Origin of the sequence: Spirosoma sp. 209, assembly GCF_002006735.1 — a bacterium.
GTDB classification, from domain to species: Bacteria; Bacteroidota; Bacteroidia; order Cytophagales; family Spirosomataceae; genus Spirosoma; species Spirosoma sordidisoli.
Genome location: NZ_MVEC01000007.1, coordinates 73,985 through 91,457, shown reverse-complemented (window position 1 = coordinate 91,457; position 17,473 = coordinate 73,985). Strand labels below are relative to the sequence as shown.

At 57.1% G+C, this 17,473-nt stretch carries 11 protein-coding genes; 2 read left to right on the top strand and 9 right to left on the bottom strand.

The features are described 5' to 3' along the window. Positions 1 to 5 precede the first annotated feature (5 nt). Entirely contained in the window at positions 6 to 416 is a 411-nt protein-coding gene (locus B1C80_RS14045; RefSeq protein WP_077921815.1) for a VOC family protein, read from the top strand. Positions 417 to 438: 22 nt separating this feature from the next. On the opposite strand, the gene B1C80_RS14040 is transcribed toward B1C80_RS14045, so the two are convergent. The 9 genes from B1C80_RS14040 to B1C80_RS14000 all read right to left on the bottom strand — a co-directional run bounded on the left by B1C80_RS14040 (position 439) and on the right by B1C80_RS14000 (position 16,153). Further along, positions 439 to 1,284 carry a sugar phosphate isomerase/epimerase family protein gene (locus B1C80_RS14040; protein ID WP_369822703.1) on the bottom strand — a complete coding sequence of 282 codons (846 nt, stop codon included), beginning with the start codon at positions 1,282 to 1,284 and terminating at the stop codon, positions 439 to 441. A gap of 232 nt (positions 1,285 to 1,516) precedes the next feature. Beyond that, on the bottom strand, positions 1,517 to 1,945 hold the full coding sequence (locus B1C80_RS14035; RefSeq protein ID WP_077921813.1) for a DoxX family protein: 429 nt from the start codon (positions 1,943 to 1,945) through the stop codon (positions 1,517 to 1,519). Between the two features lie 229 nt (positions 1,946 to 2,174). After that, positions 2,175 to 2,468 (bottom strand): hypothetical protein, encoded by a 294-nt coding sequence (locus B1C80_RS14030; protein ID WP_077921812.1) that lies wholly within the window; start codon positions 2,466 to 2,468, stop codon positions 2,175 to 2,177. A gap of 270 nt (positions 2,469 to 2,738) precedes the next feature. After that, positions 2,739 to 5,081: an FAD-dependent oxidoreductase gene (locus B1C80_RS14025; protein WP_077921811.1), complete on the bottom strand. Its 2,343-nt coding sequence runs from the start codon at positions 5,079 to 5,081 to the stop codon at positions 2,739 to 2,741. Beyond that, complete coding sequence (locus tag B1C80_RS14020; protein ID WP_077921810.1) at positions 5,056 to 7,104, bottom strand: glycoside hydrolase family 2 protein; 2,049 nt, start codon at positions 7,102 to 7,104, stop codon at positions 5,056 to 5,058. The genes B1C80_RS14025 and B1C80_RS14020 overlap by 26 nt, the downstream gene beginning before the upstream one ends. A gap of 42 nt (positions 7,105 to 7,146) precedes the next feature. Then, a complete protein-coding gene (locus B1C80_RS14015; RefSeq protein WP_077921809.1) occupies positions 7,147 to 8,889 on the bottom strand; it encodes a sodium:solute symporter family protein in 1,743 nt (580 codons plus the stop codon). 60 nt (positions 8,890 to 8,949) lie between these two features. After that, on the bottom strand, positions 8,950 to 11,538 hold the full coding sequence (locus tag B1C80_RS14010) for a glycerophosphoryl diester phosphodiesterase (RefSeq protein WP_077921904.1): 2,589 nt from the start codon (positions 11,536 to 11,538) through the stop codon (positions 8,950 to 8,952). Positions 11,539 to 11,570: 32 nt separating this feature from the next. After that, complete coding sequence (locus B1C80_RS14005) at positions 11,571 to 13,052, bottom strand: RagB/SusD family nutrient uptake outer membrane protein (protein ID WP_077921808.1); 1,482 nt, start codon at positions 13,050 to 13,052, stop codon at positions 11,571 to 11,573. A gap of 71 nt (positions 13,053 to 13,123) precedes the next feature. Beyond that, on the bottom strand, positions 13,124 to 16,153 hold the full coding sequence (locus B1C80_RS14000; protein WP_077921807.1) for a TonB-dependent receptor: 3,030 nt from the start codon (positions 16,151 to 16,153) through the stop codon (positions 13,124 to 13,126). A gap of 278 nt (positions 16,154 to 16,431) precedes the next feature. Between B1C80_RS14000 and B1C80_RS13995 the strand changes: the two genes are divergently transcribed. Next, positions 16,432 to 17,448 carry a LacI family DNA-binding transcriptional regulator gene (locus tag B1C80_RS13995; RefSeq protein ID WP_077921806.1) on the top strand — a complete coding sequence of 339 codons (1,017 nt, stop codon included), beginning with the start codon at positions 16,432 to 16,434 and terminating at the stop codon, positions 17,446 to 17,448. Positions 17,449 to 17,473 lie beyond the last annotated feature (25 nt).

The following is a 17,473-nucleotide window of genomic DNA, read 5'->3' as shown; positions in this document are numbered from 1 at the left end:
GACCGATGAATGAACTTACGCTTACGGGTGTCGACCATCCGGCTGTTGCTGCCGACGACGTAGAAACCCTGGCCGACTGGTACTGCACAGTGCTGGGCTATACGAAGTGGTTCCGCCACTGGAAAGCCGATGCGGGCCGGCCGGTCTGGATGCTGCAGGCGCCCGACAATACCCTGCTCGAGATCATGCCCAAAGATGACACGACCCGGTCCCCCCGCACCACCTGGACACCCGGCTGGTCGCATCTGGCCTTGCGCGTTGCCGACATCGATCGGGCCATCGCCTATCTCGACCAGCAGGGCGTTCGCTGGGATGGCGAGCGGGTCGAGGCTATTGGCGGAGGCCAGGTCCGTAGTTTCTTCGATCCGGAGGGGAATATGCTTCAGATTCTGCAACGACCACCTGCGGACAGCTAACCGAACCGGCCTCCGCCAGCGCTTAATCTTTCAGATTTTTGAGGTAGGCAATACTCTGCGGCACCTGGGTTTTGATGCTGGGGCTTTCGTCTTCAATGTAATAATGCTGCACACCGGCTTTGCGGGCTGCCTTCAGCACAGCCGCCAGGTCGATCTGGCCCGTTCCCAGCGCCACGTCATTCTCGACGGGAGTGCCCCCTGACAGGTTGCCGGTAACGCCTTTGCGCAGATCTTTCAGGTGCATGAGTTTGAAGCGTTTGCCGTATTTGTTAAGCAGGGCCACGGGATCCTGACCCGGGAAAAAAGTCCAGAGAATGTCCATCTCAAAGCTTACGTACTTGGGGTCGGTCTGCTGAACAATGTAATCGAAGAGGGTCCCGTCCTGATGGGGCTGGAACTCGAAGCCGTGGTTATGGTAGCAGAACGTAATGCCATAGTCATCGTTCAGGCGTTTGCCAATCTGGTTGAAATCCGCCACGGTTTTTTTGGCCATGTCGAGCGTAAACGGTCCATCGTGCGGAATCCAAGCAACCCGTACAAATTTGGCGCCCAGGGTTTTGGCGTTCTGGCCCACCTCCTGCGTCTTGTTCAGGGCATCCGGGTAGCTAACCCCGAACGAGGAGCACTTCATGCCGCGTTCGTCGAGGAGCTTACGTAATTCAGCTGCGGTTTTCCCAAACAAGTTGGAGAATTCCATATCCGTTATACCGAGGGCTTTAATGGTATCGAGGGTTGCAGCCACATTTTTCGAGAAGCTGTTGCGATAGGTATACGACACCATACCCGGCGCCTGGGGGAATACTTTTTTCTGGGCCTGCACTACCGATGCCAGTAGCAAAAAGGCGAGGAGCAATGTGTTTGTCTTCACGAATCCAGCTTGATTAAAATAGACGATTGCCGCTTTATAAGCCATCGGCTTACGGAGCGTTTCGTGATTTCAAGCGAAAACCGCGCTGAATTTACCCATGCAATCAGTTCTGATTTTCAAAAACTCCACTCCTGCACCCGGGTAAGTATCTATAACGAAAACGGTCTGAATCCTCTATGACTCAGACCGACAGCGAAGCACTCAGCGACTCACCCGCACGCTTTCCGGCACCTTATAAAGTTGACACAACGGGCCCGGTGGCCGGTTGCGGATCTTTGTGATTACCGGTAGCCAGCCGCTGCAGGGCGTGATAGCACACATACGAACCCACCCCGACGGCTACAAAGAGCAGAATCGGTGCCCAGTAGACAACAGGCTTCCCAATGGCCTGAATCGAATACACAGCCCCCAGCAGGTCGAAGAATAAACCAGCATAGGCCCACTCTTTAAGCCGGGGAAAACCAGGCACGAGGATGGCTACAACCCCCAGCAGCTTGGCCCAGCCCAGAAACGGAATCAGATAGACGGGGTACCCCATCTCACGAAATCCCTGAACCGACATGGGATCGACCATGATATTAGGAACAGCGGAGCCCAGCATCACAAAGGCGAACAAACCGGTGAAGACCCAGTACATGATTTTTGTCTTTTTCGTAGCCATGTTTACCTGTCGTTTGGTTGATTGATCAGGTAAATATACCGCCCGGCACCCGGCCCGACGGGGGGTAAACGGGGCAAATTCGGGGGGTGATCAGGCCATCTTTTCCCGTAGCGGACCCCGTACCGACGAAGCCAATAGATGGTAAAGCTGGCGCCCATGAGAACGGCCACTGGCCCGCCTGTAGATAAGCGGGTCGGTGGCCGTTTTAGGAGAGCAGAAAGACAGTAGCCTAGCGGGGGTCTGTTTTATCGGTCTGCTGACTTAGCCTTTGGTAGTACTCATGCCCAGCTCGTTTATACTGTTGAAAGAGCCGTTCAAACTCGTCCATCGGTAACCCCTGCGGTTCTCCGACTTCGGGTAGCTTGTTTTCGGCAGACCAGTTTTTGTCTAAAAGCGTTTTGCGTAGAAAAGGGATCGTCTGCTCGGAAAGAGTCTGGTGCTGACTTTTGCTGACTGGCTGACGGCCGAGCCTGATGGTACAGGTAACTCGCTTAAAGGCTTTCGATTCATCAATATATTGCATAGGAGTCTGGAATTATCAGTCGTACAAAAAAGCGCTGGCCGTTTGTTGATGTGTGATAGTCCAGCGGCTTCGTAGACAGACATAAATAATAAACAAATATTGTTTTTTGTTCACAATGGATATTAACGCATTTCGGTCACAGTTTTCCTCATTTCAGCCATTTTAGTTCTTTAAAGGTATTTTTTTACAAAAAAAGCCCCAGTTCATGGGGCTTTTGACAGAAATCAGTGACCTGTTGGCGTCGTCACCGACCGATTACAAACCTTGACGTTACGCGTAACACCGAACCTCCATCAGGCTGGCCGGGGCGGTGCCGTTCGTGGCTTTCAGATGAATGGTTAGACTGCTGGTCACAACCGGCTGATCGAATCGGATGACGGTATGGCTTTGATGGTTGGCCGTCTCATGCCAGACCCGCTCCTGCCTGTCGTTACACAGGATGTACTCCCGCACGCAGAAAGGCGAAGCCGTTTCGGGATGAATCATAATAACCGACTCCAGCGGGTGATCATAATCGGTATCAAAAAAAAGATCGACGCGGGCAATGCGCTGGGTCGTGGGCCAGCTCAGGGTTACAGTCGGGTTCGGATCGGCCGGATCGGCCACGTAGGCGTTGGGCTGTCGGGTGGGGCGCTGAATGCCGTTGCGTACATTCCCGGCTCCGAACAGCCGGATCGGCGTATCCAGCGTCAGGGCAATATTATACCCCAGCGGACGACGTTCAGGGCACCAGAATTCGAACGTATCGACTCCGATGTCTTCCGTTGGCTCCTGCTTGCCGTAGTTGGACACTGCGGGATTGATCTTGTTGAAAACCGACAATACCCCCGTTACCCGAAACAGACTGTACTGGAGTTGAACGGATTTGTTTTTGAGAAACATGACAAACACGTAGCAGGGCTCCTCGATATGGGCCTGGAAGTGCAGATCCAGGGCCTGGCGTCCTTTCTGCAGCGGGATGCGGACCGTCTCCAGGGTCACATCGGGCGTATGGTTATCGACCTTGCTGCTTCGCCGTAGCTCAACCGTCAGTTCTGTCTCTTCATCGGCCACTACCCAGGCCGTCAGACCGGGAACGGGACCGGCCGGCAGCGGCAGCATCTGCGCGGCCGATTGCGCCAGCGGCAGCAGTGGCCCATCGGGCGGAAAGGCCGCCAGCCGGTATTCACTCGACGCCCGAAGCGAAGCCTGCTGAACCAGATCGTCCGGGTCATCCAGCCGAAAGCCAGGAATATGGTGCCCCGTTTTCAGCAGTTCCACCTGTAGAGACGCAACCCTTTGCGTCTCTGGCGCGTCAGCTGAAACCGGCTGGCGCACATGAGACGCAAAGGGTTGCGTCTCTACGGGGGTTACCAACTGGCGGGGTAATAGGGTATGCCGTGTACAAAGCGCGGCTGCCATACCGACGGCCTGGCCTACGTGAGCGCTTGTTCCCATCACCCGCGACGATCCGAAGGCTACATGGGTAGCGCTGATGATACGCCCGGCCAGGAAGAGGTTGGTGATGTTCCGGCTGTACAGACAGCGGTACGGAATCTGGTAAATACCCTTGCTATGCCACTGGTTGCAGCCCGGCTTTTCGGAAAACACACCATCGGCCGGGTGCAGATCGATCGACCAGCCCCCAAACGCGACCGCATCGGCATGGGTACGCTGCTCTACGATATCCTGTTGTGTCAGCAGGTAGTCGCCCTCAAACCGGCGGCTTTCGCGCTTGCCGGGAATATGACCGACCCACTCGAGCGTCATCGTTTCGGCTTCCGGAAACAGACCGGAGTTTTTGATGTGGTTCCAGACGCCGTATACGACCTTCCACAGCTCCCACTTGATGGCTTCCGTATCGTGAACGGTATCGAGCCGCCCGCCGTATTCGATCCACCAGAGCTGGCAGCCGTACTCCTGAGCGTTAAACCGTCGATAGCGCGGGATTTTGGTGATATCATCGAGCGCATAGGCCGGTGGGACAAACCGGACAGGCCTGCCCGTATCTTTGGTATAGAAATATAGCGAGTGGCCCAGCAACTCACCGTACTCGGCCGTCGGGGCAAACTTCTCCCCAAACTCCTCGCGCGACTCCGCCCCCATCCGAAAGGCGGCTCCGGCCTGAAACGCCACAATCCCATCGCCCGATGCATCACAGAACAAAGGAGCCGACAGCTCGTAGAGGGTACTGTTCTGACTACAGAAGGCTTTCAGCCCGCTGATCGTATCAGCGTCGGCCTTTTCTACCTCGTATACCGCCGTATTCAGCAACAGCCGAATGTTTGGCTCGTTCATTACTTTTTCGAGCAGAATGGTATCGAAGATGAGCGGGTTTCCTTCCGGATTTCGGTACAGGTTTTCAACCAGCAGTTCGTCGATGACACCCCCTTCGCGAGCCCAGCGGTTGTTGTTGCCCATGTGAGATGTAGCGCCCAGTACCCACAGCCGAACTTCGCTCGAAGCATTCCCACCCAGCACGGGCCTGTCCTGCACTAAAATAACCTGAATCCCAGCCCGGGCGGCCGTAATGGCGCAACAGGTGCCGGATAACCCACCACCCGTTACGATCAGATCGGCCTGGTGTCGAATGGTTTTGAGGGGTCGTTTATCGGTTGCTTGTTCGCGTATCATTCGTTAAGTCAATAGATTGAAAAAGAACAAAAAAGCCCGTCGGTTTCAGGACGGTTACGTTGAGTGTTCGGTCGAAGCCACGAACAGGCACAGCCAGGTCGACGTGCTGCCCGGGCTGCAACGGCGGAATAAGCAGGTTGGCATCGGCGGCCTGCAACCGATAATTCTGAAGCGTATAGGCCGGAAAATCAGCGCGGGCCACCACCCGGAGCTGCAACGTATGAATCCCTTCGGCCCCCGGAGTGAAACTTAGTTTCTGGACGGTCAGCGGGGCCATCTCGCGCTGGTGGGCCGCATATAGCGGGCGTTTTGTCCGCTCCGGCCCTACCAGCCCCCAGGGTCGGTATCCGTTCGGGTTCGTACCCTGATGGCGGCTCTGGTAATCGTTGAATGACCACCACGACGCGCCGATAACATAGGGCCGTTTTCTGATCTCGACCATAACCTCCTCCAGGTGGGTTACCTGACCGGCTTCACCGGTTTCCGTATCGGCCCGGCGGCCCCACTCGCTGATGAATACGGGTTTATCGGGATAGAGCCGGTGAATGTGGTCGAGAACGACGGCATGGTTGCCATACGTATTGGTCGACACGAAATCGCAGTACTGACTGGCTTCGCCATCGGCGGTTTTGGGTAATATGTTCAACCGCATCGAAGCAAACGTGTAAAGCCGGGTCGGGTCGAGCTGCCGGGCATACTGAATCATATCGTTGGTCCAGCGCTGTCCCGAAGGCGTTTCGGAGAGGTATTCATTTCCTACGCTATAGGCAATGACGCTGGGGTGGTTCCAGTCGCGCTCGGCCATCTCCCGAAACTGCTGCCTGAACTTGGCCCGAATGGTGTCGTTATCCATCTGCCGGGGAGTCAGCTGCCAGTTTCCGGCTTCTGTGATGATGAGCATGCCATGCCGGTCGGCCCAGTCGTAGACCGTCTCAGAAGGGGTGTAATGGGTCAGGCGGTGCAGCTCCATGCCCGCTTCTTTCATGAGCCGAAGATCTTTCTCGACCAGCCAGTCGGGCTCCATCGATCCCAGGGCTGGATAGTCGACAACCCGGTTACCGCCCGCTACCCGGATGGGTTTGCCGTTCAGCAGCAGCTGACCATTCCGGGCCTCTACCTTCCGTATGCCGAAAGGCGTATGGGCCGTATCCGACCCGCTAATTACCTGCAGATCGTAGAGGGTGGGCTGATCAACGCTCCACAGCTTCACATCGGCCGCTTTCAGCGAGGCTGTTGCCTCCAGCACACCCGTCTGGTTCGGAGCAATGGGGCCCGTCGTGGCTTTCCAGCTGAGCGTCAGCGGCCGCTCACCCTGCCGGACCTGTAGCTGCATACCGGGCGAGACGGCCTGCCCGGATGTGTTGCGCAGGCGGGTCCTGACGGTCAGCACGGCCGTGCCTTTGGCCAGATCGGGGGTTGTTTCAACTTTGATGTTGTCGACATACACGGCGGGTTCAACGGTCAGGTAGACCGGCCGTATCAGGCCACCGTAGTTCATCCAGCCCGGGAACGGGTCGTTGGGCTGGTTGTTGTCTTTGGCTCCCGGTATGCTGCCCGGCAACCAGGTATTGTTGTTGACCGAGATGGCCAGCAGATTATCGGTACCGTCTGTTTTCAGGTAGTCCGTGATGTCGAGTTTAAAGGGTGTATACCCGCCTTCATGCGCCCCTACTTTCCGGTTGTTGAGGTAAACGGTAGTGGAATAATAGGCGCCGTCGAGATGCAGCAGCACGCGTTTCCCCCCGGCGGGCCGCCACGGAAACGCCCGGCGATACCAGACCGTGCCGGTATAAAACTGATACCGGGGGTCAACGGAAAAACAGTGCGGAACGGATACTTTGTCGAATCGGCTGGCGGGCACCTTATTCGAGTACCATTCGCCCGCTTCGCCCACCCCGGCCGGATCGAGCGCAAACTGCCAGTCGGCCCCGTGTAAGCGTATGGCTTTTGGCTCGCGGATAGTATGCTGAGCCAGCGCCAGGATACTGCCGGCGATGCCTAGTAATGTGAGCAGGTATTTCATAGCGTGATGCATAAAGGCTGTTTAGGGGCGTTGCCGTAGGGGTTATACATTGGTGAGGGTGCTGGGGGCATCCGGTACGGGCGGGTCAGACGCCAGCACCTGAACCCGCCGGGAAGCCTGCCAGGGAATCAGGGCGGCCAGTAAGATAACCACGGCAATACCCGCCGTTGTAGCCGCTCCCGACGTAGCCAGAAAACTCAAGCCCAACAGCATCAACGAGGTAAACACCAGTGAGCCGGCTATTACCTGCAGCCCAAACCGGTTCTGCTGCCGAATGGCCTGCGCTTCTTCGGGCTGGTCGGGTTCGAGGAGGGCCCGATCCTGCTTCTGGGCGCGGGCCAGCCGGTAGCTCAGGTACTCGTCGGCCGGGGCGGCAGACTGCCGGGCTTTCCAGACCTCGTAGATCAATAGCAGCAGCAGCGGCAATCCAACACCGATGGCCGTTTCCCAGGACCGGGACAGCCTGTAATCCAGCAACCAGGGGGAAAGCACCTTGAAAAAAAGATTGACAAAAAGGCCAATACTGGTGATCCAGAGGGTTGCCCGGCTGGTCAGCCGCTTCGAAAACAGCGCCCAGAGCGGGGGCGCCAGCAATGGCCCGCCCGAAATAGCCGAGATGCTCAGTACTACCTCCACAATTCCACCCGCAGCCGGCACCAGTAGCGCAATCCCGATCATGCCCAGCCCAAACACCCACGACGAGCCACGGGCTACCCGAATGAGTTGCCTGTCGGAAGCATTGGGCCTGATGAGTCCCTTATAAATGTCGTTGGTAAACACAGCCGACACCACATTGAGGGCCGTATTGGCGCTGGCGGAGGTCGAAAAGTACATACCCGTGAGCATGAGCCCCAGCAGCCCCGGCGGGAGCACCAGCTGACAGATTTTGAGATAGGCATTTTCGGTGTCGAGTCCGGCCAGCGACGGGTTGATCGCTTTGTAGATCATAGGCGGCAGCATCCAGATAATGGGGCTGATGAGGTACAGGCCCGCAAACAGAAACGCTACTTTCCGGGCTGACTTCGGGCTATCGACGCTGGTGTAACGCTGCACGAACGTCCAGTTGCCGCCGATGTAGGCAATGTGATAGAAGACAAACGCCAGGATAAACCCAATGGTGTATTCGCCGTTGAGCAGGTTGAAGAAATCGTCGGGAACGGCCTGGGTGAAGCCCGTCAGCCCCCCCACCCGATCCAGCGACAGGGGCAGCAGGATAAACACGGCCGCCGACAGCACCACGAACTGCAGAATATCGGTTACCATAACAGCCCATAACCCGCCCACGGCGGTGTAGGCAATCATGAAGATACCGAGCCCGATCGTACAGGGCACCAGCGGCAGATTCAGCGAGGAGCTAACCAGCCTGGCTACCGGATACAGCACCGAGCCTTTAATGAATACCGATACGAGGGTAAAAATAAAGATGTACACTTTCTGTACCGTCAGACCGAGCCGCTCCCGAATAAACTCGGCGGCCGTCAGCGCACCGGCCCGTTTCCAGCGCGGAGCCAGGTAAAGCCCCGTCACCAGCGCCCCGATGCACATGGTCCACTGAATGGTAATGGCCACCCAGCCGTACTTGTAGGCAATGGAACCCCAGGCCACGAATGTACCCGCCGAGAAAAAACTCATAAAAAGCGACAGTCCCCCGATAAACCAGGGTACGGCTTCGCCCCCCGCAAAAAACGATTTCAGGTTACGCCCCGTCCGGGCAAACAACATCCCGATTCCCAGCACAAACGCGGAGAAAATGACGATAACAGCGGTATCAATGGTTGTATTCATAAACTATTGGGTGAAGGAGCGATTGACGGTTGAGTGACGGTTGGTTTACCCGGGTTCACTCTACTGCCATTCGAACTGCCAGACGTCGATACCGAAGGGAGGCAGGGTCAGAATGGCCCGCTGCGCATCCAGATTTTTTTGGCTGGTCAGGCTTTTCAGTTGCCCCGTTCCGGTACGGATACCAGCCGATTGCAGCCGTACGGTTGTCGTAGTGGCCTGCGCCCGGCTGTTCAGCAGTACGACAAACAGTTTTTTCTGATCGGGCGATACCGCCGTTATGTAATCGATGTTGGGGTCGGCAGGGGTTACCAGCTCGTTGCGAATGAGCAGACTGGCCGGCTGACCGTAAATCTGGCCAGGCGCAAACCCATAGGTCTGATGGGGTCCTACTTTGGGCGTGACGAACCCGCGCGGAAACGACACCTTCCCACCCGACCGCAGTTCGGCTTCGGCCATCAGGTAGTCGGTGATCCACCCGATCTGCCACCACGCATGGTGCGGATACGGGCCTGCGCCCCGGTTCATGGTATTCCAGTAGTAAGAGGCCACACTCGTTTTGTCATCGACAAACGCATGGCGCCCAATGGCCGCCGAACGCGCCATATCGGCAAAAATCGGCTCTTTGGTCAGGCCATACATCCGCACGAACAACCCGGCATGGCTGGCCAGCTGGATGGGGCCATGCCGGTTGGCCGATCCGAAAATACCACCGTGTTCGAAGCTGAGGCCCGACTGCGTAATTTCCCAATCCTGACGGCTGGTGCCGTTCACCTGCTTGGCGGCCTGGCTTACTATCGGGTGGGTATAGATCGAAGTCGTATAGAGTCTGGCGGTCCTGATGGCCGCGTCCTTATAGCGCTGGTCTTTGGTGAGGTCGTACAGGTCCAGCAACGCCTGGGCCGCCTGACCGGTTGCAAAGTCGGGCGCGTAACGGGCATCGCCACACACGCCCAGAAAATGCCCTTTGTCGACGGCATTGGTCAGGAACCAGTCGGCGCCTTTCCGGGCGGCCCGCAGGTACTTTTCGTCCCGCAACAGCCGGTATGCGACAATGAGACCGTAGAACGTGGGGCGAACGTCCGGAATGTCCAGAAATACTTCCTGGTCGGTAGCTTTGTCATAGGCCACCGCCCAGTTACCCGCCGGCTTTTGCCAGACCAGCAGCCGGTCAGCACCCAGCCGAAGCCGGGTTTTCAGGTCGGCATTGTCCGGCTCGAAGAGCAGCATATTGCCGATATCGAGCATGGTATAATAGGTCAGGCCAATGGGTTCGACCACGGGGCCCCACTCCTCCACGAACTTTTTGGATTTGGCCAGGTAATACTGCCCTTCTACCGCTCCCTTAAAGAAATCGTCGTTGGTTTCCTGCTGCGCCAGCTTGAAATTCAGCGCGTAGGGCAATACGTTCTGGGTGAGCAAGGGGTCCTGGGTAGCCCCGGCCAGCATCCACATGGCGCCGTAGTCGGAGTTTTTCATGGCGTCTTTGTTGGAGCCAACAACCCCGCCCAGGTACGACTGCGCCCCGATTTTTTTACCTTCAAACTCTTCAACATTCCACAGCGACGTTTTGGGGTTGGTCAGGTACTGGTGCATCTGATGAATACGATCCGTCAACGATTGCCTGTTTTGCCGCAGCGCTACCGACTCGCCGAAACGAAAGACATCATAAACGGCATGGTTCAGCATCTTGTACCAGTCGCCATCGAGCAGGCTGATCCGCACCGAGTACGTAAATACCTCCCCGGCTTTGCGCTCCGATTTCGGCTCGCCCAGTACCGGAAAATACAGGGTCGGGCTCAGTTGCGAACGCCGGTTTTTGTGCGACAAACCAATATTCCAGTCTTCCTGGGTAATTTTATCGACGGCCCATGGATCGCGGCCCAGCGACGGATCGGGAATGACGGCCAGGGTCTGACCACTTTTTGTACTGACCATCGGGCATAAGGTACTGGCACACCGCTCCCGGTAGATGACGGGCAGGTCGGGAACCCCCTGCCCGTAGGCATAGGCTCGCACAAAATCACGCTGGATGGCATCGCCCTGACAGTAGCCCGGAATCGCAGCCCAGCGCATATCCGTTTCGGCCACAGTAGCCACCGTAGGGCTGGCCGATGAATAGAAACCCGGCTTTTTAACCGTAACCGTTTGGCTGACAAGCAGATCGGACGGATACTTGGTATCGATCGACCAGTCCGACACGATGGTAGCGACCTCGGTTTCGTGCCGGAACCGAATGCGGTTTGGCCCTGACTGGCTCGCTTCTTTCGGAAAGAAGTGATAGGCCGTACCGGCGGTGTTGAGGCCCACGCTGTTGGTCGTCTGGCGCCACTGGTCGCGCTGATAATGATAGGCCTCGCCCGGAAACGCCTGGCCCGTATTGTCAGTAAAGGTCCGTTCGGGTTCGGCAGCGGGTTTACTGGCCGTATAGAGCAGGGTAAACTCGCCCGACGGATTGGCTACCGGTTTCCACTGGCGGGCCTGCCTGACCGACAGCTCGGCCAGCTGATAGCCGCTGGCACCCGCCCGCCAGCGAAGCCGAATCTGCTCATTGCCCAGCGCTATCGACTTAGCCGACTGCGCCCAGGCTATGGTTGCCGGCAACAGCCCGACCAGCAGCCAAAGGCCCCGGCGTACGTACGCCCTGCTCATCCGGTTTCTGATCATCTGATTGGTGGTTATGGTCATTTCCAGTCGGGGTTCTGCTCCAGTTTCGGGTTGGCATTCAGTTCGTCGAGCGGTATCGGAAAATACCGGTTTCGGGCCTGTACTGGGCGCGTTGGATAAACGTTGTTAACGGCTTTGGGCACCTCGGTCAGGTACTTGCCCGTACGGGTCAGGTCGTACCAGCGGTCGCCTTCGGCAAAAAACTCCCACGACCGCTCCTGTATGACAGCATCAATGAACGCATCTTTACTCAATCCGGTCCGCAAATCATCCAGCCCGGCCCGTTTCCGAACCACGTTGATAAACCCGTAGGCCAGCGCGGTGGGGCCGTTCTGACGCGCTTCGGCTTCGGCAGCAACCAGATACATATCGGGCAGCCGAAGAATCGGGATGTTGGGCAGGTTGCCCACCGTCGAAACAGGGTCCTGGTATTTTTTGATGAGTACCCCCTGGGTCGTGATCGGGGTAATACTACGCTGCGGCACTACCCGGTTGCTCCGGTCCACATAGCTCGTGTCGAGCAACTGCCGCCGTTTGTCCCTGGGATCGAACGAGTTGAAGAACGACTGGTAGGCAAACATCGACCCGAACGAAGCCCGTGAATACTCGGCCCCGGCGCTGTTTGGCGGTCCACAGAGACCCGACAGCTGATGGCCCCGGCTGGGGCTGAAGCCGCCTTCGGACTCATACGCCCAGATGTTTTCGACCCGAGCCAGGTCTTCGCGGTCGTAGCGGTACACGTCACGTACATCGGGCATGAGCGAGTATTTGCCGGCGTTAATTACTTCCTGGGCTTTCTGCAGCGCCCTGGCCCAGTCTTCGTTATACAGCGCTACTTTGGCGTACAGGGCATTGACCGCTTCTTTAGAGGGGCGCCCTTTCTCAACCGTCGGCCCGGATACCAGTCCGGCCGCTACGGCCTGATCGAGATCGCTGTAAATCTGTTTGTAGACATCGGCTCGAGCGCTTTTGCCTACTATCGCTTCGGCCTGATCGACACTGGCTTTGATTTTAACCGGTACATCCCCAAAATTTTTGGTCAGTGTCCAGTGATAAAATGCCCGCAGGAAATAGGCTTCGCCCACGATCTGCGCCCGGCGGGTGGCGTCCATGTTGGCACTGGGCACCTTTTCGATGATCCAGTTGGCCTTTTCGATACCGTCGTAGCAGGAGGTCCAGATCTGTTGCGGAGCTTCGCTTAACCGGCCGGCGGTGCGCTGGGTCGTGTAGTTGGGATCGTACGAAAACAGCGTAAGCGTGTTGCGCCCGACCACCGCCCGCGGGTAGCACTGATCGGCGCTGAAGTCCGAAACAATGGTCAGTGCCGGCCCCACACACATATCGGCAATGGGGTCATATACCGCAATCAGGCCCTTTTCGGCGTCAGCTGCGGTTTTGTAGAAGGCTTCGGTATAAATAGAGGAGTAAATTGTTTCCTCCAGCTCACACGAGCTAAGCGTCAGCACAAAGGCCAGTATAGGAATAAGTGTCTTTCTCATGGCAGAAAATAGATTGAGGGATTGAGCAGCTGAGCAATCGAGCGGATTTCGCTCAATCGCTCAGTCGCCAATTAGAATGTGACCTGCAGACCGCCGAGGAAGGAACGGGCCGGTGGGTAGACCAGATTGTCGACACCGATCACGGTATTGCTACCCGCGTAGGTGTTTACCTCCGGATCGAAGCCGGTATAGCTCGTCAGGGTGAAGAGATTATTGGCGCTGGCATAAATCCGAATGCGCTCGATGCCTTTCACCCTGGGCAGGGTGTAGCCCAGCGTAATATTCTTGCAGCGTATGTACGAGCCGTCTTCTACGAAGCGATCGCTCACGGGCAGGCGGCTGCCCTGGGCCGCACTGGCAAACTCGTTGTTCGGGTTCGTGGGCGACCAGCGGTTGGCTACGCCTTTCAGCAGGTTTCGCTGCCCCAGCGGGGTCTCGAAGGCAAAGCGGGCCTGGTTGAAGATATCGTTGCCCTGCGTACCCGACAGGAACGCCCCCAGGTCGAAGTTCCGGTAGGCCAGATTGGTAGAGAACCCGAAGATAAACGACGGGTTGGGATTACCCGTAATGGTCTGATCGGCGGCCGTAATGGCACCGTCGCCATTCAGGTCTTTCACTTTATGACCGCCCAGGCGCCCATCATACCCCGGCAGGATGGTTTCACCCGTCTGGTTGATACCGTCGAACACGTAGGTTTTGAACAGGCCCAGCGGCTGTCCCACACCCAGAATGCTGTACGTGGTTACGAACCGCTCCCGGGTGGTGCCGCCGTCCAGATCCAGTATTTTGTTCCGGTTCACGGTCGCGTTGGCCGATACATCCCAGCGTAAAGCGCCCTGCAGGATGCGCGCATTGGCCGCTACTTCGACACCCCGGTTCTGAAGGCCCGCGAAATTACCCGTGATGCTCCCGTATCCCGACGACAGCGGGAGCGTTTTTATGTACAGCAGATCGCGGGTATTCTTGTCGTAAACGTCGACAACCAGACTCAGTCGGTTATTGAACAGGCTGACATCCAGACCAATGTTTGTCTGCGCCGACTTCTCCCAGCGCAGGTCAGGGTTGGCAATACCCGACGGGTTGATACCGGTCAGGTACACATGGTTGAACTGATAATCGCTGCCCGACGAGGCTACCGTAGCCAGCGACTGGTACGGGTTGATGCCGCCCGCGTTGCCGGTGATGCCCCAGCTCGCGCGTAGTTTCAGGTCGGTCAGCCAGCTTACGTTCTTCAGGAAGGGTTCTTCGATCAGGCGCCAGGCCGCCGACACCGCCGGGAAGAACCCGTATTTGTGGTTGGCTCCGAACTTGCTCGATCCATCGGCCCGGGCCGTCAGGTCGATGAAGTACTTGTCCTTGTAGCCATAATTGACCCGCCCCAGGTAAGAGTCCAGCCGCTCTTTACTGCGGCCGCTGCTTACCGTTCGGGCCAGCGCCAGCTGCAGGGCTTCGTTGCCGGTCGCGTCGTTAGGAAAACCGGTAGCATTGATCGTGTTCGAGTTCGACAGGTTGTTCTGGGTCGCAAATACGCCCGTAAACTTCAGGCTGTGCTGACTGGCCAGGGTAGCCACATAGGTCAGTATACTCTCGTGCAGCAGAACGGTGCTATTCGCGTTTACTTTGGAGCCGGAACCCGAGTTGTCGTTCAGGTCGTTTCGGGAAATAATGGACCGGGGCGAATACGTATCGCGCAGGCTGCTTTGCAGGTCTATGTTGAACGACGCGCGATAGGTCAGTCCCTTGATCAGGCTGGCTTCGCCGTAAAAATTGGCCAGCGTCCGCCGGATGCCGATCTGGTTGGTGATCGAGGCCAGCCCCAGCGGGTTGGCTACTTCGCGGTACTGGCCGTTGCCCTGTTCGCCGAACGGAAAAATACTGCCATCGTCGCGGTAGGCCCGCAGCGTTGGCGGAGCCCCAACAGCCGCCCCCAGAATGCTGCTCGTCACCACATCGCCATCGCCCAGGCTGGTAACCCCGTACGGAACGTTTTTGCTCTGCGAGTAGCTTCCCAGAATACTGGCCCCCATTTTGACCCGCTCGCTGATGCGATGGTCGAGGTTGACGCGCATGGAATAGCGCCTGAAGCCCGAGTTGATGACGATGCCATCCTGCGCGAAATAGTTGCCCGACACGGCTAGCTGCGTTTTCTCCGAGCCGCCGTTGATGCTGAGCTGATGATTCTGAATCGGGGCCGACTGAAACACCAGGTTCTGCCAGTTTACCCCCTCGCCGAGACTGCCGGGGTTAGGGTAGAAATTGTTCTTGAACACCTCGTTTTCGAGCTGGGCAAACTCGGCGGCATTCAGTACTGGCAGTGTTTTGGCCACCTGCTGGGTACCGTAATAGCCATCGTACGTGACCCGGGTTACGCCGGCCCTACCCCGTTTGGTCGTGATCAGCACCACCCCGTTGGCGGCCCGTGAGCCGTAAATGGCCGTTGCCGACGCGTCTTTCAGCACCTCGACCGACTCGATATCGCTCGGGTTGATGGTCGACAGCGGGCTTACGTCGGTAATACCTCCCCCGTTTGAAATCTGAATTCCATCCACGATATACAACGGTTCCGATGTGCCGTTGATCGAGTTGGTGCCCCGAATCCGGACGCTGATGTTGCCGCCCGGCGCGCCCGAGTTCTGGCTGATCTGCACCCCCGACACCCGCGCCTGCAGGCCCTGGGCTACGTTCGACACGGGCGTTTGTACCAGATCGGCCGACTTTACCGAGGCAATAGACCCCGTTGTTTCGATCTTTCGCTGCGTACCATAGCCCACCACCACCACTTCACTCAGCGAACGGTCGTCGGTCTGTAAGATGACATCGATAGTGGCGCGGTTTCCGATGGGTACGTCCTGCGGCTGGTAGCCGATGTACGAGAACGCCAGTATACTGTTCGGCCCCGGCACCGACAGCGAGTACCGACCATCTGCATTCGTGGTGGTGCCCTGCTGGGTTCCTTTCACAACCACGTTGACACCCGGCAGCGCGATGCCGTCGGGCCCGGTAACCTGACCGTTTACAGCACGGTTCTGCGCCAGGGCGGCTGCTACTGTGCAGGCCATCAGCAGCCACAGACAACCCATAAAACGTATTACTTTCTCCATAAGGGGTATATAGGAATAGTTTAATTTTTTTGTTATTTCCCAATCGTAGGTACCCTGAACGGACCGAATCAGACAAAAAGCCGTTAGCGAAGCAGTTTGGCCATTTCTTACCTACGACTCTTTCTAATTTCCCTCTATAACTAGCTTTTGTCAAGGAATATTTTGATTATTTTTTTGGGAACATTCCCAATTGTTGTTGGGAATGTTCCCAAAAAAAGTTGTACGTTTAAGCCGATATAAACACTACCCGGCTTACTTTATCAGAAAAATACAATTCTATGCAGCAGCACCTCCCTACTATCGTCGACATTGCCCAACAGCTGGGCATCTCCAAATCGACGGTGTCGCGGGCGCTCACGGGGCATCCCAACGTAAATAGCAAAACCCGCCAGCGCGTGCTCGACCTGGCCGAGCAGCTCGACTATCAGCGGAACCAGCTGGCCATCTCCCTGCTGACCAGCCAGACCCGCACGATTGGTATCATCGTACCCGAATTTTTGAGTTTTTTCTTTCCGAAGGTGATCATCGGAGCGCAGGAGGTGCTGGCCGAAGCGGGCTACAACGTGGTGATCTGCCATTCCAATGAATCGTACGAAACGGAAGTCACCAACGCCCGGGCGCTAATGGCCAGCCGGGTCGATGGGCTGCTGGTGTCGCACACGAAAGACACGCGCAATTTTGACCACTTCCGGATTTTTCAACGGAAGGGTATCCCGGTCGTCTTTTTCAACCGGGTTTGTGAGGATATGAGTGTGTCGAAGGTTACCGTCGATGATTACGAAGGAGCTTTCCAGGCTGTTGAACACCTGATCCAGACCGGTCGACGCCGGATTGCGCACCTGGCCGGGCCCGACAGCCTTCCCAACAGCCGCCACCGCCTGAATGGCTACCGCGATGCCCTGCGCCACTACCAGATTCCGGAAGAAGCCGAACTGGTCATTTCCTATGATCTGACCCTCGAGAAGGCCAATATTTACGTAAATCACCTGCTCAACCTGCCCCAACCGCCCGACGCACTTTTTGCCGTAAACGACCCGACCGCTATCGAGGCCCTCAAAGTCATAAAAGGCCGGGGGCTGCGCATTCCCGATGATATTGCCATCGTCGGGTTCAGCAACGATCCGGCTTCAGCCCTGGTAGAACCCGGTCTGACCACCGTAGCCCAGCCCGTCAGCGAGATTGGTCAGCAGTCGGCGCGGCTGCTGCTCCGGCAACTGGCTGCCGAAGCAGGAGCTGAACCTGAAACGGTTGTTCTGCCCACCGAGCTCATCGTCCGTAGCTCGACCGTTGGGTGATCAATTTCAGAAGCCTTCTTTAAGG

Excerpts from the sequence above, each read along its gene's own strand:
- B1C80_RS14045 (WP_077921815.1), top strand. The coding sequence starts at position 6 with ATGAATGAACTTACGCTTACGGGTGTCGACCATCCGGCTGTTGCTGCC.
- B1C80_RS14035 (WP_077921813.1), bottom strand. The coding sequence starts at position 1,945 with ATGGCTACGAAAAAGACAAAAATCATGTACTGGGTCTTCACCGGTTTG.
- B1C80_RS14030 (WP_077921812.1), bottom strand. The coding sequence starts at position 2,468 with ATGCAATATATTGATGAATCGAAAGCCTTTAAGCGAGTTACCTGTACC.
- B1C80_RS14025 (WP_077921811.1), bottom strand. The coding sequence starts at position 5,081 with ATGATACGCGAACAAGCAACCGATAAACGACCCCTCAAAACCATTCGA.
- B1C80_RS14020 (WP_077921810.1), bottom strand. The coding sequence starts at position 7,104 with ATGAAATACCTGCTCACATTACTAGGCATCGCCGGCAGTATCCTGGCG.
- B1C80_RS14015 (WP_077921809.1), bottom strand. The coding sequence starts at position 8,889 with ATGAATACAACCATTGATACCGCTGTTATCGTCATTTTCTCCGCGTTT.
- B1C80_RS14010 (WP_077921904.1), bottom strand. The coding sequence starts at position 11,538 with ATGAGCAGGGCGTACGTACGCCGGGGCCTTTGGCTGCTGGTCGGGCTG.
- B1C80_RS14005 (WP_077921808.1), bottom strand. The coding sequence starts at position 13,052 with ATGAGAAAGACACTTATTCCTATACTGGCCTTTGTGCTGACGCTTAGC.
- B1C80_RS14000 (WP_077921807.1), bottom strand. The coding sequence starts at position 16,153 with ATGGAGAAAGTAATACGTTTTATGGGTTGTCTGTGGCTGCTGATGGCC.
- B1C80_RS13995 (WP_077921806.1), top strand. The coding sequence starts at position 16,432 with ATGCAGCAGCACCTCCCTACTATCGTCGACATTGCCCAACAGCTGGGC.